Source organism: Akkermansiaceae bacterium (assembly GCA_017798145.1).
In the GTDB taxonomy this organism is placed as follows: domain Bacteria; phylum Verrucomicrobiota; class Verrucomicrobiia; order Verrucomicrobiales; family Akkermansiaceae; genus Luteolibacter.
On record CP059069.1, the window covers coordinates 3,125,252 to 3,148,730 of the forward strand.

General features: G+C 60.3%; 26 protein-coding genes. 12 read left to right on the plus strand and 14 right to left on the minus strand.

Annotation, left to right across the window (positions count from 1 at the left end; genetic code table 11):
* Window positions 1-9: 9 nt before the first annotated feature.
* Together HZ994_13310 and HZ994_13315 are read right to left on the minus strand one after the other, a co-directional pair.
* Window positions 10-1,611: a FecR domain-containing protein gene (locus HZ994_13310; GenBank protein ID QTN33248.1), complete on the minus strand. Its 1,602-nt coding sequence runs from the start codon at window positions 1,609-1,611 to the stop codon at window positions 10-12.
* Complete coding sequence (locus tag HZ994_13315; GenBank protein QTN33249.1) at window positions 1,608-2,147, minus strand: sigma-70 family RNA polymerase sigma factor; 540 nt, start codon at window positions 2,145-2,147, stop codon at window positions 1,608-1,610. The genes HZ994_13310 and HZ994_13315 overlap by 4 nt, the downstream gene beginning before the upstream one ends.
* A 211-nt stretch (window positions 2,148-2,358) precedes the next feature.
* Here HZ994_13315 and HZ994_13320 point away from each other — a divergent pair, with 211 nt between their 5' ends.
* Window positions 2,359-3,162 carry a hypothetical protein gene (locus tag HZ994_13320; GenBank protein QTN33250.1) on the plus strand — a complete coding sequence of 268 codons (804 nt, stop codon included), beginning with the start codon at window positions 2,359-2,361 and terminating at the stop codon, window positions 3,160-3,162.
* An 82-nt stretch (window positions 3,163-3,244) separates the two neighbouring features.
* Complete coding sequence (locus HZ994_13325; protein QTN33251.1) at window positions 3,245-3,445, plus strand: hypothetical protein; 201 nt, start codon at window positions 3,245-3,247, stop codon at window positions 3,443-3,445.
* A gap of 97 nt (window positions 3,446-3,542) precedes the next feature.
* Here HZ994_13325 and HZ994_13330 read toward each other — a convergent pair whose 3' ends face one another.
* On the minus strand, window positions 3,543-3,932 hold the full coding sequence (locus HZ994_13330; GenBank protein ID QTN33252.1) for an aminotransferase class III-fold pyridoxal phosphate-dependent enzyme: 390 nt from the start codon (window positions 3,930-3,932) through the stop codon (window positions 3,543-3,545).
* A 211-nt stretch (window positions 3,933-4,143) separates the two neighbouring features.
* On the opposite strand from HZ994_13330, the gene HZ994_13335 reads away from it, so the two are divergent.
* Both HZ994_13335 and HZ994_13340 read left to right on the plus strand, forming a co-directional pair.
* Window positions 4,144-5,016 carry a hypothetical protein gene (locus HZ994_13335; GenBank protein ID QTN33253.1) on the plus strand — a complete coding sequence of 291 codons (873 nt, stop codon included), beginning with the start codon at window positions 4,144-4,146 and terminating at the stop codon, window positions 5,014-5,016.
* A gap of 88 nt (window positions 5,017-5,104) precedes the next feature.
* Window positions 5,105-5,701: an N-acetylmuramoyl-L-alanine amidase gene (locus HZ994_13340; protein ID QTN33254.1), complete on the plus strand. Its 597-nt coding sequence runs from the start codon at window positions 5,105-5,107 to the stop codon at window positions 5,699-5,701.
* 201 nt (window positions 5,702-5,902) lie between these two features.
* Here the strand turns inward: HZ994_13340 and HZ994_13345 are convergent, their stop codons facing one another.
* Window positions 5,903-6,250: a P-II family nitrogen regulator gene (locus HZ994_13345; GenBank protein ID QTN33255.1), complete on the minus strand. Its 348-nt coding sequence runs from the start codon at window positions 6,248-6,250 to the stop codon at window positions 5,903-5,905.
* Between the two features lie 209 nt (window positions 6,251-6,459).
* Between HZ994_13345 and HZ994_13350 the strand changes: the two genes are divergently transcribed.
* Entirely contained in the window at window positions 6,460-6,906 is a 447-nt protein-coding gene (locus HZ994_13350) for a cupredoxin domain-containing protein (protein ID QTN33256.1), read from the plus strand.
* A gap of 73 nt (window positions 6,907-6,979) precedes the next feature.
* On the opposite strand, the gene HZ994_13355 is transcribed toward HZ994_13350, so the two are convergent.
* The gene (locus HZ994_13355) at window positions 6,980-7,501 is read right to left on the minus strand and encodes a hypothetical protein (protein QTN33257.1); all 522 of its coding nucleotides are present in this window, start codon (window positions 7,499-7,501) and stop codon (window positions 6,980-6,982) included.
* An 89-nt stretch (window positions 7,502-7,590) separates the two neighbouring features.
* On the minus strand, window positions 7,591-8,523 hold the full coding sequence (locus tag HZ994_13360; GenBank protein QTN33258.1) for an SDR family oxidoreductase: 933 nt from the start codon (window positions 8,521-8,523) through the stop codon (window positions 7,591-7,593).
* Between the two features lie 97 nt (window positions 8,524-8,620).
* On the opposite strand from HZ994_13360, the gene trpS reads away from it, so the two are divergent.
* From trpS to HZ994_13390, 6 genes are all read left to right on the plus strand, one after another.
* A complete protein-coding gene (trpS, locus tag HZ994_13365) occupies window positions 8,621-9,586 on the plus strand; it encodes a tryptophan--tRNA ligase (GenBank protein QTN33259.1) in 966 nt (321 codons plus the stop codon).
* Window positions 9,587-9,688: 102 nt separating this feature from the next.
* The gene (locus HZ994_13370; protein QTN33260.1) at window positions 9,689-10,861 is read left to right on the plus strand and encodes a DUF3570 domain-containing protein; all 1,173 of its coding nucleotides are present in this window, start codon (window positions 9,689-9,691) and stop codon (window positions 10,859-10,861) included.
* 12 nt (window positions 10,862-10,873) lie between these two features.
* Window positions 10,874-11,836 carry an FAD:protein FMN transferase gene (locus tag HZ994_13375; GenBank protein ID QTN33261.1) on the plus strand — a complete coding sequence of 321 codons (963 nt, stop codon included), beginning with the start codon at window positions 10,874-10,876 and terminating at the stop codon, window positions 11,834-11,836.
* Window positions 11,837-11,850: 14 nt separating this feature from the next.
* Window positions 11,851-12,330, plus strand: a complete 480-nt coding sequence (locus HZ994_13380; protein ID QTN33262.1) for a TlpA family protein disulfide reductase — start codon at window positions 11,851-11,853, stop codon at window positions 12,328-12,330.
* Window positions 12,331-12,341: 11 nt separating this feature from the next.
* A complete protein-coding gene (locus HZ994_13385) occupies window positions 12,342-12,569 on the plus strand; it encodes a DUF4266 domain-containing protein (protein QTN34400.1) in 228 nt (75 codons plus the stop codon).
* Between the two features lie 71 nt (window positions 12,570-12,640).
* The gene (locus HZ994_13390) at window positions 12,641-14,005 is read left to right on the plus strand and encodes an immunoglobulin domain-containing protein (protein QTN33263.1); all 1,365 of its coding nucleotides are present in this window, start codon (window positions 12,641-12,643) and stop codon (window positions 14,003-14,005) included.
* Window positions 14,006-14,029: 24 nt separating this feature from the next.
* Here HZ994_13390 and HZ994_13395 read toward each other — a convergent pair whose 3' ends face one another.
* The 4 genes from HZ994_13395 to HZ994_13410 are packed head-to-tail and all read right to left on the minus strand — an operon-like array spanning window position 14,030 to window position 17,389.
* Window positions 14,030-14,947 carry an FAD:protein FMN transferase gene (locus tag HZ994_13395; GenBank protein QTN33264.1) on the minus strand — a complete coding sequence of 306 codons (918 nt, stop codon included), beginning with the start codon at window positions 14,945-14,947 and terminating at the stop codon, window positions 14,030-14,032.
* Window positions 14,944-15,696, minus strand: a complete 753-nt coding sequence (locus tag HZ994_13400) for a PepSY domain-containing protein (protein QTN33265.1) — start codon at window positions 15,694-15,696, stop codon at window positions 14,944-14,946. The genes HZ994_13395 and HZ994_13400 overlap by 4 nt, the downstream gene beginning before the upstream one ends.
* A gap of 4 nt (window positions 15,697-15,700) precedes the next feature.
* Window positions 15,701-16,210 (minus strand): FMN-binding protein, encoded by a 510-nt coding sequence (locus tag HZ994_13405; protein QTN33266.1) that lies wholly within the window; start codon window positions 16,208-16,210, stop codon window positions 15,701-15,703.
* A gap of 9 nt (window positions 16,211-16,219) precedes the next feature.
* A complete protein-coding gene (locus HZ994_13410) occupies window positions 16,220-17,389 on the minus strand; it encodes a porin (protein ID QTN33267.1) in 1,170 nt (389 codons plus the stop codon).
* A gap of 221 nt (window positions 17,390-17,610) precedes the next feature.
* Here HZ994_13410 and HZ994_13415 point away from each other — a divergent pair, with 221 nt between their 5' ends.
* Window positions 17,611-18,885, plus strand: a complete 1,275-nt coding sequence (locus tag HZ994_13415; GenBank protein ID QTN33268.1) for a sulfatase-like hydrolase/transferase — start codon at window positions 17,611-17,613, stop codon at window positions 18,883-18,885.
* Between the two features lie 33 nt (window positions 18,886-18,918).
* On the opposite strand, the gene HZ994_13420 is transcribed toward HZ994_13415, so the two are convergent.
* From HZ994_13420 to HZ994_13435, 4 genes are all read right to left on the minus strand, one after another.
* Window positions 18,919-20,034 (minus strand): hypothetical protein, encoded by a 1,116-nt coding sequence (locus tag HZ994_13420; GenBank protein QTN33269.1) that lies wholly within the window; start codon window positions 20,032-20,034, stop codon window positions 18,919-18,921.
* 3 nt (window positions 20,035-20,037) lie between these two features.
* Window positions 20,038-20,796 carry a hypothetical protein gene (locus HZ994_13425; GenBank protein QTN33270.1) on the minus strand — a complete coding sequence of 253 codons (759 nt, stop codon included), beginning with the start codon at window positions 20,794-20,796 and terminating at the stop codon, window positions 20,038-20,040.
* Window positions 20,797-20,900: 104 nt separating this feature from the next.
* Entirely contained in the window at window positions 20,901-22,199 is a 1,299-nt protein-coding gene (locus tag HZ994_13430; protein QTN33271.1) for a MotA/TolQ/ExbB proton channel family protein, read from the minus strand.
* 306 nt (window positions 22,200-22,505) lie between these two features.
* Window positions 22,506-23,384 carry an AraC family transcriptional regulator gene (locus tag HZ994_13435; protein QTN33272.1) on the minus strand — a complete coding sequence of 293 codons (879 nt, stop codon included), beginning with the start codon at window positions 23,382-23,384 and terminating at the stop codon, window positions 22,506-22,508.
* Window positions 23,385-23,479 lie beyond the last annotated feature (95 nt).

A 23,479-nucleotide genomic window follows, 5' to 3' on the forward strand; every position in this document is an offset into this window, starting at 1 on the left:
TCGATGTGGTCATTCCTTGCCGGATCCCACAGCCGCCTCGAATTGGCAGCTGACCTCCACTGCACTCAGCGGTCGATCCCAGAGCGAAATCTCGTCCACCCAGCCGGTGAATGGATTGAACGTTTCCCGCTGATCGAGGCTCGGTTTACCAAACCGGACGTAGCGGCCCCTGAAATTCCCCTCCCTGATCGTGCGCGGCTGCGCGTCATGCCCGACAAGGACTCCGTCGATGAAAAGATCAACGGAAGATGGTTCCCAGCTGGCAACGACATAGTGCCAAATCCCGTCGTTGATTTGTCTCGGGGACACCAGGTTCACGCTCGTGTCTCCGTTCCTCATCTCGAAAATGACCTGGCCGGACGGGTCCATGCGCGTATGCAGGATTGCCTCGAATGGCGTATCCGAGGTTTCGTTGCCTTGACCCGCGAGCCAGAGAACCTCGCCCTTGGTGATCGCGCCCGGTTCGCGGCGGATCCAGAACGAAACGGCTCCCTCGCGTTGGCTGATCCCATGCATTCCCTCCAGGCCGATGATTACCGAGCGGTTGGGATCACCTTCCATGTATACCGATCTGTTGCCCGCCGGGAGTCCCGGGAAGCCGTCCTCGGGCTTTACCCCTGGCTCAAGGGGGCGCACCGCCTGGCTTTGTGAAGCGGAAGGGCTCCCCGCGACCATGTTGGAATAGCTTCCTTTCACCGGCTGATCCAGCGTCCAGTATCCGATCGGCGCTTGGCCGAAAACGGTCGTCCTGTAATTCGCCGGCTGCTTCAGGAGATCCGGCAATGTAGGGAAAGGGTCGGGTGCCATGGCGATCTCCTCCACAACATCCTTGGAGCGGTATGCGAATGCCTTCCCGGCTTCCCTGAGCGTGGAAACCTTCTTGCCACTCCTCGCAGCGATCACCTCGATCTGCCCGTCAACAAGGTGGACTTCGGTCGGGCCGCCCGTTGGCACGCGCACTCCGAAGCGTGTCCCTATGTCCCGGACCAGGAGTCCTTTCGCACCGACCTCGAACGGTTTTCCGGATTTGGCTGTATCGATCCAAAGCCAACCGCTTTGCAATTGCGGGCGATGCAGCTTCGGGAAAGAAACGGTCGCCGGGCCCTGCACCACCAGCAGATCGCCGGTCTCTGTTTCCAGCCTCAGGGTTCCGGAAAGGACACGGAGCGTGGAGCCCTCCGAGACCCCACCGATATTTCCTCCTGATTCCTGGGGCACGTCGTCCACGCTCCAGCGAGTGCCGGAGGTGACAGCAGTGGAGAATTTGGCGGGATCGGGCCGCGCAACGGCGATCAGGGCGGCAATGACGGCCGCGATCGTCACAAGCGCCGCCGCCGCCATCACCGAGCGCTGGAAGACGCGGCGTGCCTGGGAGGCCGATTCCACAAAGGGCAGAAGGCCGCGTTCGTGAAGCTTGGCCGCTTCCATCCGGAGAACCGCAGACTGTTGGAAATACTCCAGGTAAGCCCGCCTTGCTGCTGGCGATTTGCCCAGCAATGCGGTCAGTTCCTCGGAACGGGATGAGTCCAATGTGTCTTCCTCCAGATCCTCCAGCGCCCGCCAAAGTTCGGACACGTCGATCCGGCCGTTTTTTTCAAAACGGTCGCTCATGACATTGCCCTCCCCAATCCGACCTTCCTCTTCACGCAGACCCGCAGTGCCATTCGGATGCGGTGCAGGCTGCCTTTGAGGTTCACCGCCTTTCGCCCCAGCTCCTCGGCCGCACTCTGCAGGCTGAAGCCGTCGAAGTAGCAGCGGAGAATCAGGCTGCGGTCATCAGGGCGCAGCTGCTGGATGCATTGCCTGAGGGCTGCGTGCCTTGGATCGTCCGCGCCGTGGCAAACCTCAGCGGCCTCGTCGATCAGCAGGTTCAGCGTTTCCTCCGGCACGCTCAAGACCTTGCGGCGTTTCTGGTCACGCCACAGGGCCATCACCTTGAACTTCGCCACCGAAAACATCCACGCCTTGAAATTCGTCCCAAGCTCGAACTCCCCGCGCTTTTTCCAAAGGGAAGTGTTCACCTCCTGCACCACATCGTCCGCTTCCGGGTGCCCCGGCAGAAGCGCCAGCACAAAGGCATGCAGCGCCGTCTGGTGGTTGACGACCAGCTGGACGAAGGTTTCTTCGATGTCGGGGGCTTCCTCCATGGGGTTGGTTTCTGCTTATAAGATACCGCGAAACGCCGGAAAGTTGGGCGGTTTCCACCTTTCAGAGGCAGAGACTCGGGCAGTCAGCTCCCCGTAGAAACGAAAAAAGTGGAAAAACAGCCCAACCCGGAGCGGCTCAAGCGGAATTCATTAGCAGTCCGGCTTTACTCGGCAGCGAGAAGCCTTCCAGAAATATCGAAAAACAAGACCTATGAAGAAACAAAACGCGCTTATCATTTCCTCCGCCCTCTTTGGGCTTCTCGCAATCCCCGCCCATGCGGCCACGATCGCGAACTGGAAGGTTCTTGTCGGTGCGAACAGTCCCGCGATCTCAGGCGCTAACACCGACAGCCCGGTCTTCGGAGGCGTGAGTCCGGTCAACCAGATGGACGCCGCGCAAACTGCCGGTCGGTTCGGCACCGTCGCAACTCCCGCATCCGTCACGCTCGCGGTGGGTGAAACGCTTACCGTGTCGTTCAACGTCACGCTCACGGGCGGGTTGGATGTGCTCAACCATTACCGCTTCGGTGTTTTCGATGATGGCGGTCAGTTCGCCGCGTCGTCTGAGTCGAACTGGGCAGGCGGTTGGTTGCATAGCACCGGCAATGGATTGTATCAGGGCAACACAGGTGGTTCGTTCGCCAGCAATAGCGGCACCACACCTAACAACGCCGCTTTGCTTTCCAACACCGACCTGAGTGCCGCAGGTGCAATCGCCGGAGATTCAGCCGCTACTTATCTCTGGACGATGGCAATCACCAGAGGCTCGGCGACAAGCGTGGATCTTTCCGCAAGTTTTGTGGGTGGCGATGGAGCCTACAGCAATTCCTACGCCCAGAATGGCCAAGCCACCTCGCTGTTCACCTATACGGCCGTTGGGATCCTCACATCAGGCGCCACCGACCTCGATCAGCTTTCGATTTCCAATGCGCAATACAGCGTCGTCCCCGAGCCATCCTCCGCCCTTCTCGGCGGCTTGGGAGTGTTGCTTCTCCTGCGCCGCCGCAGGGCCTGAGGCATACCCGATTGAACGAGGTCTGGTGATCTCGCGTTTTTTCGGATGCAAGGCAGGCGGAGTTCATGCAGGCTCGCCCTTGATGAAGGTCTTTGCCCCGCTTGTTGCTTCCTTGTTTGCCATCCCGCAACTGTGCTGCGCCGAACGCGCCGAGCATGCAGGTTGCTACGCGGATTGGAGTGAAAAGGAGCTGACCATCGGCAATGCGCTCGTCGAGCGGAAATGGACGATCAAGGACGGGCTGCTCACTGCGGTGTCTTTCAAGGACAAGGCAAGCGGCTAGAATGGCTGCGTAGCCCCAGTCGCAAGCCGGCCGCCTCATCCCGGCGGAGATGTGGCTGAAAAACGGACACTCACCTTCACATCGTAGTCAGGAAAGCTCAGCCGCGGGCGAGGCGGATCGCGGACATCGTCGCCTCGGTGTCGGAGGAGGTCATACGGACTTTTTCAACCGATGGCACCCACTCGCAGATCGTCTTCGCCATATCGACCTCGTAGGGATTCGGGATGCCGAAGGAGATGCCATCCTTGGCGACCTGATGGATCGTATTGGTGATCGCGACCGGAGCATGGCCGAGGATGTTCGGCCCCCAGGAACCGATGTAGTCGATGTAGGTTTTCCCGTCGATGTCGGTGATGCGACAGCCCTTGGCACGGCGGACGAAGAAGGGCTCGCCATCCACGTTTTTGAAGGCGCGGACGGGGGAGTTCACGCCGCCGGGGATGTGTTGCTTGGCGACGGCGAAAAGTTTGGAGGAAAGGCTTGGCATCTGCGGGCAACCTTAGATTTCAAAATCCAAACTTCAAGGAAGAGTGGGTTCGCATTTCGATCCGGCGGGATGTGGTCAAGGCTGTGACCACGTGCCCCGGCCGCCCTGATGCCCCCAGCCGTCCCGGCCGGTGCATCACGGGGCCGGCGCTCGGAAAGCGGGAATTCGTTAGGTTGACTGCCGAGCAGGGCCGGTTACAATGGCTGCTTACATGACACGCATTTTGATATTCGCCGCCCTGCTGCTCTGCCCTACCATGGAAGTCTGGGGGCAGCTCGCGACAGCGCTGAACCTCAACAAGAAAACCTACGTGGCCGGGGAGCCGGTGATCGCGGAAATCATCATCACCAACCACAGCGGGCGCGAGCTCACGCTCGCATCCACCCGCCAGCTGCCATGGCTGGCTTTCGTGGTGACGAAGTCGAACGGAAACACGGTGACCACCCGCAAGCTCAACGCATTCGGGGCCATGAAGATCAAGGTCGGCGAGTCCCTCGCGAAGCGTGTGGATCTCACGGAATACTTCCTCCTCAACAGCCAGGGGAACTTCGCGGTCTCCGCGGTTGTCAGGGATCCGAGCGGCGGCATCCAGGGCACTTCGACGAACAGGGTGCTCTTCAACCTCACCCCGGGACGTACCTACTGGTCCCAGAAAGTCGGCGTGAAAAGCGATCTCGGCGGAGGCACACGCGAGATCAAGCTGCTCACCTTTTCCAACGGGCAGACAACCCAGCTCTATGCCCAGGTGATGGATGGGCGCACGGGCCTGCCGATCAGCACCTTCCCCCTTGGCGATGCGCTCATGCTGCGCAAACCCATGGTCACCGTGGACGGGGCGCAGCGCATGCATGTCATGTTCCTCGCCACCCCCTCGGCATGGCTTCACTGCCAGGTCAGCGCCGACGGGAAACTGGTGGCAAGGGACATCCACCAGCGGGCATCCCAGGGGGATCCCGTTCTCATGGCCTATGGTGATGGCTCCGTGAAGGTGGTCAACAGCGTCCCCTACGATGCCAAGGCCGCCGAAGAGGAGCGCGCCAAGATCCGGAAGGCAACCGACCGACCGGACATCTCCTTCGAGTGAGTCGGCGCAGTCGATTTTTTGTTTTCGGCTTTACAGAATTCAAAAAATTTGTCAATAAATCTTAATAATCTTTGAAATCAAACAAATCATGAAGGCTCTCCTGAACGCAATTCTCCTGGGGCTGCTCTTTTCCACGGGCGCCAGTGCATACAATTTCCGCACCGTGATCATAGATCCCGGGCACGGGGGGCACGACAAGGGGGGGCAATGGGGGCGGGTGTATGAGAAGCACCTGGCGCTCGACACCTCGATCCGGCTGGAGTCCCATCTGAAGAAAATGGGCTACAACACGGTGCTGACTCGCCGCAGCGACTACTTCGTTTCCCTGCCGGGGCGCATGACCTTCGCCAACAAATACAGGAACGCGATATTCATCAGCATCCACTACAACTACACCTGGAAGCAGCATGTCAGCGGCATCGAGACCTTCTACCACACCCAGGAAAGCTACAAGCTTGCGAAGGATGTGCACCGCGGCGTGATGAGCCGGGTGAAAGTGACGGATCGCGGAGTGAAATACGCGCGCTACTATGTGATCCGGCACTGCAAGCTGCCTTCCATCCTTGTTGAGGGCGGATTCGTGAGCAACTCGAACGAGCGCAGCCGCATGAAAACCGCATGGTTCCGCGATGCCATCGCCAGGGGCATCGCCGACGGCGTGCAGAGCTTCCGCAGGGGCGGTTGAGCTGCCTGCCCTGCGTGAGGGGTTGCGGGACGGGAAATTGCACGTCGCGCCCACGATTCGGACACTGTCCGCAGGCAGAACAGGGCTGTGCATCGCCACTGCAGGCGTGATTTCGAAATCATGGTCCCTTTGCCAAGGCGCAAAAAAACCGCCACCCTGTTTTCCAAGGCGACGGTTGTTTTGAACTTGTGGTCGGAAGGATCAGTTCACCGCGACAGCGGAGGAACCGGTTTCTCCCGTGCGGATGCGGATGGCTTCCTCGACGTTGGAGATGAAGACCTTGCCATCACCGATCTTGCCGGTGTTTGCGCTCTTGACGATGGCCTCGGCGACCCCGTCGGCCTGCGCGTCGTCAACGACGATCTCGATCTTCACCTTGGGGAGGAAATCGACGGTGTATTCGGAGCCGCGGTAGATCTCTGTGTGGCCTTTCTGGCGGCCGAAACCCTTGACTTCGGTGACGGTCATCCCTTGGACTCCGACCTCTGCGAGGGCTTCCTTGACTTCTTCCAGCTTGAACGGTTTGATGATTGCTTCGATTTTTTTCATGATTCGGCGGATTGGTGGATGATATTGAGCAAGAGGCGTGCCAAGTTCATTGGGCAGTCGGAAACTTTCTCTTCGGGGATGTTTAGCAGCTGGAGTATCGTCATGCCAGTGGAATTCCGGGGATCGCGGGAAATTTTTCCCGGATGGCATTGCACTAACCTGAAAAGTGCGCCAGCTTCCCGCCGTATCAGTAACCAACTCCAAGACACATGAAGAAACTATTCTCAGCACTCACATCCGTCGCACTTTTCCAGATCGCCTTCGCCCAGGACGCGAAGATTGAGATCACCGGGAACGACCAGATGCAGTACAGCATCAAGGCATTCGAGGTTACGGAAGGCCAGAAGGTGGTGCTCTCCTTCAAGCACATCGGCCAGCTACCCGCAGCCGCCATGGGCCACAACGTGGTGATCCTCGCTGCGGACACGGCGGTTCCCGCCTTCGCCACGAAGTGCGCGCCGGCACGGGAAACCGGCTTCATCCCCCAGGACGAGGAATCGAAGAAGCAGATCATCGCCCACACCAAGATGCTTGGCGGCGGCGAGTCTGACGAGATCACCTTCACCGCTCCCGCTCCCGGGAATTATCCTTTCATCTGCTCCTTCCCCGGCCACTTTGCCATCATGCAGGGCGTGATGACAGTGAAGGCCAAGTAATCGGCAACGCCGCTCCGAACATAGTCCGGCAGGCCATCCGCCTTGCCGGGCTTTTTTTGCGTTCTGCCTGCGCTCAGCGGGCCATGATCACGACCGCGTGCTCATCGTAGCGCGCACGGGTGGAGGTCTGGCTGTGGATGTAGTCGAGGATGGCTTTCACGGGGACATTCTTCAACTGCATGGAAATGCGGGAGTCGGCGAGCCTGCCCTTTGGATCCTCGATCACGAAGTTCGGAGCGATCTTGCCATCCGTGGCTTTTTCCATGGCCAGGGAAAGCGCCTGGATGGCCTCCTGCACCGTGGCATCCTCAAGCTGATAGACCGGGATCATCACCCCGCCTATCTTGGTTTCCGTGGCCGCGGATCGGATCGAGCCGGCCTTGATCCTGACCTGCCCGGCGCGGTAGCGGGCATTTGCGTGTCCCGGCATGAGGCCGAGGGCTGTGTGGTAGGCGGCGCTTGCGGTGGACGGATCGCCCGCCTTTTCCGCAGCGAGGCCTTTTTGGTAGTAGGCCTCCGCCTGCTCGGCGGCTGTTTGGGCGAAGGCCCCTGATGCGGTGAACGCGACGGCGGTGAGGACAACGAGGGTTTTCATGGTGTCCCAAACTAAGCCGGATTTTCCCGTTTGGCGAGGATGGAGTTTGCCTTGAGATTGCCAGGGCTGCATCAGGTTGTCGTTGTGGATCACTCCGCCAGCAGCTTGCGGAAATAGGAGATGGTTGGGTCTAGGCCGTCCTCCAGGCTGACCCTGGGCTCCCAGCCGAGTGCATCCCGCGCGAGGGTGATGTCCGGGCGGCGCTGTTTCGGATCGTCGCCGGGGAGGGGATGGAAGCTGAGCCTTGATTTCCCGCCGACCTTTTTGAGGACGAGCTCCGCCAGTTCCAGCATGGTGAACTCCCCGGGATTGCCGATGTTCACCGGGCCGGTGATGCCTTCCTTTTCCATCAGGCGGACGAAACCCTCGATGAGGTCGTCCACGTAGCAGAAAGAGCGGGTCTGGGTGCCATCGCCGTAAATTGTCAGATCCTCGCCCTTGAGCGCCTGGACGATGAAGTTGGAAACCACCCGCCCGTCGTCCGGCAGCATGCGCGGGCCGTAGGTGTTGAAGATGCGCACTACGCGGATATCGACCCCGTTCTGGCGATGGTAATCGAAGAACAGGGTTTCCGCGCAGCGTTTCCCCTCGTCGTAGCAGGCGCGGATGCCGATGGGGTTGACGGAGCCCTTGTAGGACTCCGGCTGGGGATGGACTTCCGGATCGCCATACACCTCGGAGGTGGATGCCTGGAAGGCGCGCGCGCCGATGCGCTTCGCAAGACCCAGTGTGTGGATGGCGCCGAGCACCGAGGTCTTGATCGTCTTGATTGGATTATGCTGGTAGTGCGGCGGGGAGGCCGGACAGGCGAGGTTGTAGATCCGGTCCACCTCGAACTTGAACGGCTCCGTGACATCATGGCGGATGAGCTCAAAATACGGGTTGGAAAGCAGGTGGGCGATGTTGCGTTTCCGGCCGGTGAAATAGTTGTCGAGGCAGATGACCTCGTTGCCCTCGTTGAGCAGGCGTTCGCAGAGATGGGAGCCAAGGAATCCGGCTCCGCCGGTGATGAGGATTCGCATACCAGCTATCTAAACGCGAAACCCGGGACGTGAAACCCTAATTTGGGAGCTTCGCTGCGCTTGACCGTGGGGAGGGGGTGGCGGCATGGTTTCTGGAATGAGGATTTTGACGGGTTTGCAGCCGAGCGGGAAACTGCACGTGGGCAATTATTTCGGTGCGATGAAGCCGGCGGTGGAGCTGCAGGGGCAGGGCGAGTGCTTTTATTTCATCGCGGACTACCATGCGATGACTTCGGGACGCGATGGGGCGGCGCTGCGGGAAAATGTGAGGGAGCTGGCGATTGACTTCCTGGCGTGCGGCCTGGATCCGGAGAAGTCGGTTTTCTTCCGCCAGAGCGCCGTGCCTGAGGTGAACGAGCTGGCTTGGATCCTCTCCACGGTCTGCCCGATGCCGCTTTTGAACAAGTGCCACTCTTACAAGGACAAGGTCGCGCAGGGGATTTCCCCGAACCATGCGCTGTTCGCCTACCCGGTGCTGATGGCGGCTGACATCCTGCTCTATGACTCGAACAAGGTGCCGGTCGGAAAGGATCAGAAGCAGCATCTCGAAGTGACGCGCAGCCTGGCGACGAAGCTGAACGAAACCTACGGCGAGGGCACGGCGGTGATGCCGGATGCGATCATCAAGGAGGAAACCGAGCTGGTGATCGGCACGGACGGGCGGAAGATGAGCAAGAGCTACAACAATACGCTTCCCATCTTAGGGGACGAAAAGCCGCTGAAGAAGCTGGTGATGAAAATCGTGACGGATTCGACCCCGGTGGAGGATCCGAAGCCGACCGAGAACTCGACGGTGATCGCCCTCTACAAGCTTTTCGCAAGCGAGCCCGAGCTGGCGAAGATGATCGCGGACCATGAGAGCGGCGGCTTCGGCTATGGTGATTTCAAGAAGCGTCTGGCGGATGCGTATTGGGATTACTTTGAAGACATGAGGAAACGCCGGGACGAGATCCTTGCGGAGCCGGGGTATGTGGATGAGGTGTTGAAAAAAGGTGCGGAGCGTGCCCGCGAGGAGTCGGCAAAGGTGCTGGGCCGGATCAAGAAGGCCGTGGGATTGGCGTGATTTGATTCAGGACTGCGCCGAATTTCTGCTTAACTGCGCGTTTCCTCTCAACTCATGGATTTCTCATAATCCGCCAAGCAATGTGGGAGCCTGATAAAAGGCATGAAACCCACACGTCCGCTGATACTCGCTCCCCTGCTCTGCCCGCACGCCCGTGCGGAGATCGAGAACCTACCGATGCGCTGGGATTACAGCTATCAGCTGTATGATGAGGATGACGACCGGATCCGGGTGGAATCCCATTATTTGCGCGGCCAGGTCGATTTCAACGACGAGACCTCATTCCGTTTCCAATATCTAAACGATGCGATCAGCGGCGCATCGCCGACGGGAGCGTTGCCGGGCAGTTTGCAGCCGTTCCTTTCAAAGCTTGATGATGTGCGGACGGGGTTGCTTGGGGCGATTTCCCGGCAGTTCGGCGACCACCGGGTGGAGGTGGAGTTTTCGCGCAGCGAGGAGGACGACTACGTATCGAGAGGCATAGCGGTCAGCGATGTGCTGGAGCTGAACCAGAAGAACACAACCTTGACCTACGGGCTCAACTTTCTCGATGACGATGTCGCGGTGCGCGGTTCCGCGGACAGGAAAAAATACACTTACGATTTGTTCACCGGGGTCAGCCAGATCATCGACAAGAACACGGTTGTTTCCTGCAACCTGACGCTGGGCTTCAGCGACGGGTTCCTGAGCGATCCGTACAAGATCGTCCAGCGTACGGAAACGCTCACTTTCCCCGACGGGCTCGGTGGTTTCATCAGCATCCCTGTGGACAACATCTACCGCGAAAACAGGCCGGGGAGCCGTTTCCGGCAGGTATTGCAGTTCGAGGGGAAACACTATTTCGAAGCGGCGGACGGGGCGCTCGACGGGATCCTCAGGTTCTCGAACGACGACTTCGGGGTGTTTTCCCAGACCCTGCAGCTGGAGTGGCGGCAACAGGTCGGAGAGAGTCTCCAGCTGATCCCCTTCTTCCGGTATTACCACCAGTCGGCGGCGGATTTTTTCGTCCGTTCCCTGGATGGCCTGCCGATCGGAACCCCTGCCGCCAATCCGAATGGAAGCGGCCCGAACTACTCGGCGGACTACCGGCTGTCTTCTTTCGATGCGGTTAGCGCGGGGCTCAAGGTGAGATACAGGTTCAACGACATGTTTTCGGCCAACGCGACCTACGAGCGATATGTGATGAGCGGAAGTGGCGGCGGCGCAAACGTCTCACCGGGACAGGCCTATCCAAGCGCGGATATCTGGACGTTCGGGCTGAGCGCGGAGTTTTAGGAAACGGAAAACATGGAAACGGCACTACCATTGCAGGCGAACGAAGCGGGAATCCGGCACCTGGGATTCCTGGCGATGGGAACTGCATGTTCGGTAAAGTTCCGGCTGGAAGATGACCGGAAGGCGCTGGAATTCGGAGCGGATGTGCTGGGGTGGATCGCGGGGTTTGAGGCGAAGTTTTCGAGATACAGGGAGGATTCGGTGGTTTCGAAAATCAATGCGGCGGCCGGGGAACGGTGGGTGGGGATCGATGACGAGACCTCGCACATGCTGGATCTTGCCTCGAGTCTGAACAGGCGGACGAAGGGGATCCTGGATCCGACCTTGCTGCCCGTGCAACTGGTTTGGGATTGGCGGAAAGCCAGGGAACGTTTGCCGGAAACCAGCGAGATTGAAAATGCACTGGCGCTGACAGGCTGGGGGAAAGTGGAGCGGCGTGCGGGTGCTGTGTATTTGCCGGAGCGTGGGATGGGCTTGGATTTCGGAGGTTTCGGTAAGGAATACGCGGTGGATTTTGTGGCGAGGATGGCGGCGGAGCGTGGGATCCAGGATGCATTGATCGATCTGGGACGGGATATTTTCGCGATGGGGGGAAACGGGAAACAACCGTTCTGGCACGTCGGTATCGAGGACGGGAAAAAACCGGGAAATTGTTGGGGCGGGCTGGCGGTGAGTGGACGGGCGGTTTCCGCATCAGGCGACTACGCGAGGTATTTCACCCATGAGGGGAAACGCTACGGGCATATCCTCGATCCGCGGACGGGCTGGCCGGTGGACAACGGGATGCGGGCGGTGACGGTGGTCGCCGGATCATGCCTGGAAGCCGGTGCATACAGCACGGCAGTCTATGTCCTGGGGGCTGAAGAGGGGGTGGAGTTGGCGGGGTTTGTGAGGGATGTGGAAGTCTGTGCGCAAACGGAAAGCGGTATCGGGGGCACAAGGAATTTCGGGAAATGGCTCATCAAAGCCGCATAACAAAAAGTAAAACCATGAAAACAAGAACATTGATCGCGTTGTTTGGGATCGGGCTGCTTGCGCAGAGCGCAATGGCTCTGGAGTCAGGACAGAAAATGCCTGCGTTGAAAGGCCTGCTGCCCGGGGCGTCGATCCCGGGGACATCGGGGAAAGTGGTGTTGGTGGATTTCTGGGCATCGTGGTGCGGGCCTTGCAAACAGTCCTTCCCCGCACTGAACCGGCTGAACGACAAGTATGCGGGCAAAGGCCTGGTGATTCTCGCGATAAGCGTGGATGAGAAGGAGGAGGACTACAAAAAATTCGCCTCGAAAATGGGCGCGAAGTTTCCCCTTTTCCACGATGGGGCACACAAGGCGGCGGAGAAGTTCGCCCCGCCTTCCATGCCCACGAGCTACATCATCGACCGGAAAGGCGTCGTCCGGCACGTTCACACCGGGTTCAACGGGAAGAAAACCGAAGCGGAATACATGGCGGAAATCGAAGCCCTGCTGTGAAAGTCAAAACAATGAAAAATCAAATTCTCATCATTTCTACTATAAGTGTAGTATTTTTGGCGTCCTGTACGCCGCAACTCGTGCGGGTGAAGCCGTACGAACGCGGGAACCTTGCCCGCGAGATCATGTCCGGCGATCTGGACCCGCTGCAGAGGGCGATGACGGAGCATGCCTATTTCTCAAGGGAGGCATCGTCCGGTGGCGGTGGTGTCGGTGGCGGAGGCTGCGGGTGTAACTAGAAAAAAATGGAATTATGACGATCAGGAAACGATTGAAACTTTTGTGCTCCAGGGCCGGATCTTTGCTGCTCATGCTGCAGAAGTCCCCATTGGTGCAGTGGATATTGCCCGAGGCGCAGCTTGCGGGTCGCGCCGGATTGGGCGAGCTCACGAAGTGGACAGCGGCCACTTTCGCAGGGCTCGGCGCTTATGACACGGTTGCGGGTGCATCCGTGGTGAAACAGGTGACGCCGACCCCCAATTCGGCGACAGTGACCACAGCGGTGGATTCCCCGCTCTCCTTCGTATTCCAGGTGACGGGAAATGAAAGCCCGCCGGAGAGCTGGCAGATCGTCGGCGCTTTGCCTGGCGGGCTCACGCATGCGAATTCGGTGGGATCCAATTTCGACAGCATCTCCGGCATTCCGACGGCATCAGGTAGTTTCCCCATCACGATCAAGGCGTGGGAATTTGCCGGAAACACGGGGAATGTGATTTCCAACAGTTTCACAATTGTTGTAGGAACGGCGATTATCACCGGCCACCCGCAGTCCACCACCGTGCCCAGCGGCAGTACGGCTAGCCTGACGGTCACCGGCTCCGGATCAGGGCTCACATACCAATGGTATTCCGGGGTTTCCCCGAACGTGTCCGCACCGATCAGCAATGCGACCTCGGCCACTTACAATACGCCGGCTTTGACAACGGAAAGCAGCTTCTGGGTCAGGGTTACGAGATCAGGTGTGATCGCGAATTCGAAAACCGCAGTCGTGGGAATACAGGCGACCGCGATGCCCCCTGTGATCGACACCCAGCCATCCGGTGTTTCGATCGATGCAGGCCAGACAGCAATGTTGAATGTCGTTGCAAGCGGAACTTCGCCGACCTACCAATGGTATCGCGGGTTGAAAGGTGACACCTCCAATCCTGTTTCGCTGGCTACGAATGCGACATTTTCCACCCCGGTGCTATCCGCGACGACGAGTTACTGGGTGCGGGTGACGGATGGGGGCCTGTCCGTGGATTCCGGAACGGCGGAAGTCACCGTTTTGCCCGCGATTGAGAGCTGGGGGAAATCGGCCTTTACCATGGCGCAACTGATGGATCCCCTTGTCTCCGGCAACGGCGCCGATCCGGATGCGGACGGGCTCACCAATGAGCAGGAATTCATAGCGGGAACCCCGCCGACCGGAGGCAGGCCGGGCGTGCCGTTCGATATGGCGCGTGTTTCCGGGCAGATCCAGCTCAGCTTCGTTGCCACCGCCGCATCGGGTGCGGGATACTTCGGGAAGACCCGCCACTATGCGATCGAGGAGAAGGCCGACCTTGGCGCTTCGGCTTGGATTCCTGTGGCCGGGTTCGAGGATATCGCTGGAGCCGGACAGACCGTGACACACAGCGTTTCCCCCGGCGCGACACCGGACTTTTTCCGCGTGAAAGTGTGGCTTACCCCGTAGCGGAAGGCATCGTGGATATGCCGCTCATCTGATTTCCCGGAAGTCCGTTTCCAGGAAGATTTCCAGGATTGCCTCCCGTTCCTCCTTGGTCGCGATTGCGAGGGTTGTGGAAATTGCGTCAGCCACCGTGGCTGTGGGTGCGGTTACCACAATGGTGCTGTCGGGGCGGGTATTTGCGCCATCGGAAGGGCGGAAAATGTGATGGTGGCGACCCTCCGGATCGAAGGTGTAACCGCTGCCGGAGGACACCGCGAGGGCGCGGGCGTGGGGTAGGGCGATGGTTTCTCCGGTGGTGGACAGCCCAACCTTCCAGGTTTTCCCATTGGCAGCGGTGCCGAGCGCGGCGTATTCCCCGATGTTCACCAGGGCGTTGCGGACTCCGTTCCTTTTCAGCGCGGCGATGATCTCATCGGTGGCGTAGCCTTGAGCGATGCCGTTCAGCGTGATCCCCATGCCGGGCTCGGCGAAGGTGATGTTTTTTTCGTCGGCCATGACTTTGCGGTAATCGACAAGGGCGAGGGTTTTCTCCCATGAATCCCGCATGGCCTCCCTTTCGCCGAAGCCCGCGTCCTTCCACTCCTGCCGCCAGTCCCAGAGGGGCTGGACGGTGATGTCGAAAACGCCTCCGGTTTTCTTCCCGTACTCAAGCGCGGTGCGGACGAGCTTGAGGAATTCCGGATGCGGGTTTTCCAGTTTGCCGTCGCGGTTGAGGCGGGAGATTGCGGATTCGGGATCGTAGAGGCTGAAAAGCGATTCGATCACGCGCAGGCGCAGGGCGCATTTCGCGGAGAGATCGTGGAAAGAGGCTGCGGAAATCCCGTGAACCTGGAAATGGACTTCGGTGCCAAATGCGATGTCCGTGAAGGTGAACGGATTTTCACGGCGGCGGCACGATGCCAAGGAAGCCGCGCCTAGAAGGGTGATGGCGCGGCGGCGGTTCATTTCGCGCGGCGGCGGGTGCGGAAGAAGAGGACGAAACCGGTGGCGGATAATATCAGCACGCCGATGACCGTCAGGTCGTAGATCCATTTCCCGATGGTTCCGAAGAAACGCCCGGAATGGATGTCGAGGATCACGCGATCGAGCGGGATGCCATCGCCGGAGAAGGCGGTTGCCCACTGTTTCCGATCGGCGGCGGAAGGAGTGGCGATGGCCGACCATGTGACCTCCTGTCCTGCGGGGGCTGGGGCGAAATCGAGCAGGTTCGCGTCGCCCGTGAAAATCCCCGACTCGGTTTCAAGCGTTAGCGCAAGGTCTTGCGTGCGACCGGCCCGGATGATGGGTGACTCGGGCAGGGTGGGCGGGCCGAGGGTTTCGATCAGCTCCCCATCCAGGCCGAAGTAATGGACGGCCGAGCCGGTGACCACGGCGGTGCCATCCCGGAGCGGCACCGCGCCGACGAGAGGCGAACTGTCATCGACGCTTTTTTCCCGGAAAAAAAGCTGCCCGTCCCAGCTCGCGGCGTGGGCTTTCCCGTCGATGCCGAAGGCTTCCGGCTCGCCATCGAGCGTCATCCCGTAGCGTGCCTGGATCCATCCGGCGGTGGTGTGGCGGTTGCTGAGACCGAGATCGACCGTGTGGTTGAGGATGAGTCCGGTGACACAGACGACGGTGAGCGGCAGCAGCAGGGCCATGCCCAGCACCCGGTGGGAGCCGCGTGTCCATGTCCTGATGATGCCGGATCTCGCCACGGTGTCAGACGATGGAGTCGAAATACAGGGCCAGCCGCGCGAGCTTGGTGACGGCTCGCACGGAAAGGGTCGCGCCGGCGACGTTTTTCACCTCGGCGGAAAGCCGGTCGCCGCTTTTCAGCGAGGCGTTGGAGAACTGCTTTGTGAAAAACGGCTTGCTCACTTCCCAGCCGTGGCTCTCGCGGTAGATGAGGATTTCCACGGATTTGATCCGCCCGTTTTCCACCAGGAAACCCGTGGTGATGGGCTGGGTCTTGCCTATCTCCTCAAGGATCCAGACGCTGCGCGAGCCCTGCTTCCAGTAGCGGACGCGGGACTCGGGGTAGTTGTGCGCCATGATGCCCTTGGCGCGGGACTTCACATCGCCGCTGAGGGACAGGATGGAGGTGGATGGGATTTTCCCGCCGAAGGCGCCCTTGATGAAATCCGACGGCTGTTTGTAAACACGCTCCTCGCCATGCACCCAGGCGGCAAGCGCCAGAGTGAGGGCGAGGATTTTCACCGGTTGCTTCATGGCAGGGGATCAGAATGCGTAGCCGACGCCGAAGTTGAGGACGTTCTGGTCACCCCGGCCGTTGGCCCTATCCTCGTGCACCCAGTCGGCCTTTACCACTGTGTTTTCCGTGGGCCAGAAATTCACTCCGGCCTGGTATTCCGTCTGGCCGCCGGGTGCATCCTCGTTTTCGAAATACAGGTAGCGGGTGAACAGGCCGAGCGCCATGCCGTTTTCGAAGGTCCATTTGTAGGAAGGCTCGATGTAGGCCCCGTATTGGTTGTCGATGTCCGAGCCGGGCACGGCAACCCCGCCGATTGCGGTGTTGCCGCTGATGTCCCAGTTGGCGACAAGCCCCCGCAGGCCGAAGCCACCGTTGGTGTAGATGAAGTGGGCGGTGGTGAGGATCGCGCTGTTGTCCTCGCGGCCGACGCTCACGTCATCCTGGTACTGGATGCCGGCGGCGAGCTCCAAGCCGTTGATGCCGGTGTAGCGGACACGTGCGGTGGCCGCCGTGCCGAGGCTGTCGTAGGTGTTTTTCTTCTGGCGCCCGTTGCGCAGGTCCGGGCCGTGCCGGTTGAAATCCCTGTCATCCACCTGGAGCCCGCGATGGACAGCCAAGTCCCATTGCAGGCCGCTGTCGTAATCCTTGCGCAGCAGGAAACCGAGCTCCGTCCAGGTGGAGGGGATGATCTCCGTCTCGACGCGGTTGCGCTCCACCCCGTAGAATGTGGTCGGCTCATGGATCTCATTGGTGATGCCTAGCGGCACCAGCAGCAATCCGCCCTGGAGATGGTAGTCGTTTTCCAGGTCATACTCGAAGTAGGCCTGCTCCAGCTCCCAGACGAGATCCGTGCCGGGGTCGTTCGAATAGAGGTGCTCCAGCTCGATTTCGGAGACGAAGCGGAAGCGGCTGCTGAACTCATAGGCGGTGAAAAGCACGAGGCGGTGGATGTCGAACTTGTCGCTCACATCGCCGGTGTTGAAGTGGGCCTCGCCGTATGAGCCGAAGCTGAAGCGGTCGTACCAGGCCAGATCCTGCGGCTTGGAAAACGCGGAGTCGATGTCATCGGCGGAAAGCACGCCGCCCTCTGCGATACGCTCGCGGAAGGTGTGTGCGGGGGCGGTTTGGGCGGCGGCGAGGCAGAGCGCCACTGCGGCTGCGAGACGTGTCTTGCGGGTGGTTCGGTCGGATTTCATTCTGTCGGTGGATGCTTCTGCTTGCGCAGAACAGGGATAAATTTAATGAGATTCATTCTCATTAGCAAGTGATATTTTTCGAAAAGATTCCGGCGCTTTCGGAGAAATAGCACCGGGCGGTTGGTTTGTTTTGGGAAGCGCTGGATCATGCGCAAGATGGGGATCAAAGATTGAACGTTTCCCGGCCGCCGCTGCGTATCCAATGCTCGTTGATAACTTCCATGAAAAAACTGATCCCACTGCTCGCCGCGATTTTTTTGACCCTCCTGCCCGCTCCCGGTGAGGAGAAGCCGAACGTCATCCTGATCATTTCCGACGACCAGGGCTTCCCCGACTACGGCTTCATGGGCAGCGAGGCGGTCTCGACGCCGAACCTCGACCGCATGGCCTCGGAAAGCCTTGTCTACACCCGCGGCTACGTGATGCCGGTCTGCTCGCCCTCCCTGGCGACCTTGCTGACCGGAAAAATGCCGCACGAGCACGGGATCACCGGCAACGACCTTTCCGGCGGGAGATCCAAGCCCGGCCACCGCGAGGCGCTGAGGAGCCAGCTGCTCGGCAATTCCGTGATCCTTCCGAAGGCCGTCACCGCGTCTGGATACCTCACCTTCCAGACCGGCAAGATCTGGAATATGACTTACGAGCAGGCCGGTTTCACCCACGGCATGACAGGCACCGCAGGCCGCCACGGAGACGCGGGCCTGGACATCGGGCGCAAAGGAATGAAGCCGATCTATGATTTCATCGAGACCGCAAGGAAGGCGGAAAAACCCTTCTTCATCTGGCATGCGCCCTTCCTGCCTCATACCCCGCACAATCCTCCGGAGGAAATTTTCGCGAAATACAAGGGCAAGGGCCCGACCGCCGCCGCCGAGAAATATTATGCGATGGTCGAGTGGTTCGATAACACCTGCGGAGAGCTGGATTCCTACCTTGAAAGCAACGGGCTCAAGGAAAACACCGTCATCCTCTATCTGGCGGACAACGGCTGGGACGCGGCATACGCCCATGCGAGGATAGGGGCCAAGCTCTCGCCCTACGAGCTGGGCATCCGCACCCCGATGTTCGTCCGCTGGCCGGGCAAGGTGAAGCCGCAGCGCGATGACGAGACCCTGGCTCACATCATCGATTTCGTGCCAACCATCCTGGACATCACCGGAGCCAAGGATCCCGGCGATCTGCCGGGGCTCAGGCTCACTGACACGGTTGCGATGAAGGCACGCAAGTCGGTCTTCGTGGAGTCCTACACGCACGACATCGCCGAACTGGGATCTCCCGGAAAAAGCCTGGTCGCCAATGTCGCGATCGATGGCTGGTGGAAGCTCATCGTACCCGGGCCGGTGAAGCCCGATCGGCCGTTCGCCGGCGTCCCCGCCGAGATCTCGCTTTTTGACCTCAAGGCGGATCCGCTGGAGACAAAGAACCTCGCGGCGGAGAACCCGGAGGTGGTGGAGCGGCTCAAGGGGCTGCTCAAGGCGCAGTGGGAGGTGGAGTGAAAAACGAACCGCGATCGTCAAATCACGCACCTCTCAATCGAGCTTCGGCTTGAGGGGTGGGGGCTTGGGCGGTGAGGGTTGGCCGGGCTTCGCGGGAGGAGCCGGCTCGAGGCAGTGGATTTCCGGCTCCTCGATGCGCATGGTGAACTTGGTGTTGCCGTTGATCTCCCATCCTGCGGCGATGTTGGCCTTGTCGGCGAGGCGGCGCGCCTCCAGATAGGTGTCGAAGGAATCGGTGGCGACCTGGAAGAGCAGGACGGCGCGGAAATCGCCGAGGATGGTTGCGGCGGCTTTCGAGTAGGGGCTGCCGGGTGTGGCGAGCTGGTCGGTGGGCGTGCCGCCGTTGACAAGATCCGGGCTGATCGAGAGCTGCAGGCGGTAGGACTTGGGGTTGGCGATGATCTCGATTTTCTGGCCGCGGAAATTCCCCCAGTCGTAGTCCTTGAAAAACGCCGCGATCTTCTGGCCGTCGTAGATGAAACGGTCGGCCTTGCCCTTGATCTTGATGCGCCTGTGGAGCCAATCGTTGCGGCGTTTGGAGAATTCCTGGGTGAAGACCTTCATGACCGCATTCGGGTCGATGACGTGGATGCGCCCCTTGATCGCCATGGCGTGGTATTTCGTGGCATCGTCCGGGATGGGGCGGCTGTTTGGGATGTTGACGACCGTGGGTGTGTCGGCGGCGGGAGCGGGGATGCTATCGAGCAAGCCCTCCACCCTGGCGATCTCGGTTTGGATGGTTCCGGTAATCTTGCTCTCCTTCTCGCGCTCCGCCTTCACGGTGGCCTCGATCTCGCGCAGTTTTTCGAGATCGGCGAGGGCGGCCTTGTTTTCCTCCAGGCTTTTTTCCAAAAGGGCGAGCTGGCGTTTCTCCTCCTCGATGCGGGCGGGGGATGGCGCGTCCTGTTTCATCGCGGCCTCCAGTTTTTTCTCCTGCTCCCGCTGTAGTGTGATCTGCTCCTTCATCGCGGCAATCATCTCCGGGGTGGCGGGGATCATGTCATCGAGAAACTGCTGCACCTTCTGGCTGACATCCGCCTGCACGAGAATGAGAACGAGGATCAGCACCGCCACCACGTTGGTGAGGGCGTCCATGAGGGAATCAAGGTTGATCCCGCCTCCGGAGTCTGTCTGTCGTCTGCGTGCCACGGTTTATTTCTGGAACAGGGAGAGGTCTATCTTGCCGTCGTTGGGCACGGGGAGCTTGCCGGTGAGGACTTCGTATTTCGATTCCGCCCAGCCGGCCGCCCAGTTGTAGGAGCCCGCACCGGATTTGCGGATGAGGAAGAGTACCATGGAGTCGCGGGTGGATTTCACCTCGTCGAGGAATGAGTTGTAGACGGGGCTCTTGGTGATCGCTGCCTGCGAGATGGTCTTCGGCGCGCCTTCCCCGGTGAGCAGGACGATGCCTGTGGAGTTGCACTCGACGAAGAAGAGCCTGCTGGCAGCGCGGATGCCGGTGCCGCCGGGGCGGATCTGCACGGACTCGACCTTCTCCGGCGGGTTCCTGCGCAGCGCGAGCTCGGCCTTGAGTTCCTCCAATTGCTTGTTGAGCGGCGGGCGCTCCTTCTTGAGGGCGGCGATTTCCTCGCGCATCACCTCGATGGTTTTCTGGAGCTGTTCGTCGGTCTTTGCGGGATCCTTCGATGCCTCAGCGATCTGGGATTTGAGGATGATCTTGCGATCCTCCAGCTTTGCGAGCTGGGCGGAGGTGGCCTTGTCGCGCTCGAGGTCTTTCTGCAGTTTGGCGATGCTGGCCTCAAGTGTCTTGGATGCCTTGGTAAGCTCTCGGTTCTCCACGGCGCGCGCCTTTTCCTCCTCGGTGCGGCCGACGTCCTCGATCTGCTTCACCTGCATGGAGACGCTGATCATGAGCGTGAGGATCCCGATGAGGCATGCGAGGATGCTCATGAATGGAAACAGGGAAACCCCTTCCCCGCTGTTATTTCGGCGCTTTGGCATGGGATTTCAACCACGGATGGTCACGGATGGTCACGTATCTGATTCTGGTTTCCTTATCTTCCAAAAAAACCCTTTTTCCGTTTCGCCTCATCAGGGATCTTGTTCTGGCCGAGATCGCGCAGCGCCTGGTTGATGAGGTCGATGCCACCGGCGATCCTTCCGAAGGTCTTTTCGAGCTCCAGGTGGGATTTGATGAAGACCTCGCCGCTGGTTTCGGAGAGTTTTTTCACGGCCTCGGTGAAGGACTGCTCGACGACCTTCTGGTTCGCATCGAGACGCTTCTCGAGCGCGGCGCCGCTTTCCTTGAGCTGGCGGGTGGATTCGTTGAGGTTGATCAGGAAGGTCTCGTGGGCGCGGGCGAGGGAGGCGACGAGCTGAGGGATGCTGTCGGCCTGCTCGACGAGGAGCTCGCTGGCGGCGTGGCGGCTGTCGTTGAGCTTGGGCAGGAGTTTCTCGGTGCAGAAGGCATCGATGAGGGTGAGTGTCTCGTCCTCCTTTTTCTGCACGGCGGCCAGCGGGAAGCTCATCAGCATGGAGAGGATGAGGCCGAGCAAGGTGGTGTCGAAGGCGACGCCGAGGCCGCCGGTGAGGCTGTTGATCGAGGCCTTGAGCGCCTCGGGATCTGCGGTGTCGCCCATCGCCAGCGAACCGACGGCGACGGAAAGCCCCATCACCGTGCCTATGAATCCGAGGATGGGGATGGCCCAGAGGAATACCTTGAGGAGGGAGTAGGAGCCGCTTGAGCGGTTCGCATCGATGTCCGACTGGGTGGACAGGAAAGCGGCGACCTCGCCGTTGTCGGTGCGCGCCTCGAAGAGTTCGAGCGCCTTGCGGATGCGGTTTACGAAGAGGCTGTCACGCAGGGAGAGCGGTGCCTTGTAGATGTTGTCGATGAAATCGCCGACGTTGTCGCGGTGGATTTCCGTGCCGATGCGGGCGGGGAAAAGATCTAACAAGGTGGCGCGTTCCTGGTGCTTGTTCTTTTTCAGTTTCATCCAGAGGATGGTCATGCCCCAGACGAAGAGGAAGGTTTCCGCGTAGTTGACCCAGCCGCGTTTCAGGAAAATGTCGCCCAGCTTGGTGCCGAGGAGGGGGAACATGATCCCGAGCACGCAGATGGTGAGCGCGACCCCGATGCCGAGGCTTTTCCAGAAATCCACGTTGGCATGGTCTTTCTCGTCCCAGCCGTGGCGCTGCGGGCGCCTTCCGGGCATGACCGCAGCGGTGGCGGATGGCTCGGGTGCTGCGGGAACCTGGAGGCGACCGCCGCAGGCGGGGCACTGGACGGTCTGGCCGGCGTGTTCGGGCGAGGCATCAAGCTCGGTTTTGCAATGGGGGCACGGGACTAACATGATTGTACGGGTTTATGCCAGGGAGGAGGGACATCTCACTTCTGTCCGGATATGAATCCCCGCATCGCCGGACTTTGCCAGCAGATAATGAATCCGGCTTTCGATGGGTGTGGGGTTCCCCGTTGCAGCATGCAGCCGTGGCGCAAGGGGCGGCGGTCATTCTGCCCCTGGATGCGAATGGGGATCGGAAGGCTACGCTGGTGTGCCCGGGTTGCCGGGCAGCAGGGTGCAGCCCCCATGGGCTCCCGCTTGCGCGATCCGGCGGTGATGCCTCACAAGGCGGGGCTTTCCCGGAGAAACAATCTCTCACCCCCTGTGCTGCGATGGCCTGCGACCCATCCATTTCAGGAAGGTGTTGGAGAAGGTGTAGGGGTTGCTGTAGCCCACGGCGCGGCATACTGTTTCGACTTTTTCGCCGGTGGTGGCGAGCATCCTCGCGGCGTGCTGCATCCGGATGAAGGTGACCTGCTGCATGGGGCTGCGGCCGAGTTCCTTTGCGCAGATGCGGCGCAGGTGCTCCGGGCTGACGAAGACGGCATCCGCCAGTTCGGAGAGGCTCCATTTTCTGGCAGGTGCGCCCTCGACGGTTTTCCAGAGCTTCCAAAGGCGGCGGTCACTGCGGTGCGGCTGGGCGAAACGCATGACATATCCCTGGATCAGATCGGTCCAGAGATTCTTCGCGGCGGGAGTGGCCTCGGCGGACGACTCGGCATGGAGGCCCTCGATGGCCCGCTGGAGCGGCACTCCGTGGTATTTCCCGAAGACCGGCGAATCGGCGGAGACGACGGGATTCCGCTCGCGAGATTCGGAGTACCGAACCCATGCGAATTTCCACGGCTTGCCGGTCTCGCAGTGTATGGAGTTCATGACGAAGGGCGGCAGCAGGCAGGCATGGCCTGCGGAGACGGTGCGCCAGCCGCCGTCGCTGAGGACTTTCCCGGAGCCCTCGGTGCAGGCGATGAGAAAGGTGCCGGATTGGTCGTGGCGCACGATCTTGAAAGGCTTCCTCGCATCCATCACCCCGACATGGGCGATGTCATGCCGCGCAAGCTCGCCGCTGCGCGGCGATGCGCCGAACCATGCGGGCGGATCTCCCAAAGCACCTAGAACCGCACGGAACGAGGTGCCCGCGCCGAGGATGTGGATGTCCCCGATTTCCGATGCCCCTGTTTTATCCGCTGCCATGGATTGCCATTGAAGCCCGGAAGCGGGCAAATGCACGCAGGGAAAACGCCTGTCATGTGGAATTTCGATATGCGCATGTGTTTGGGTCGTGCTTG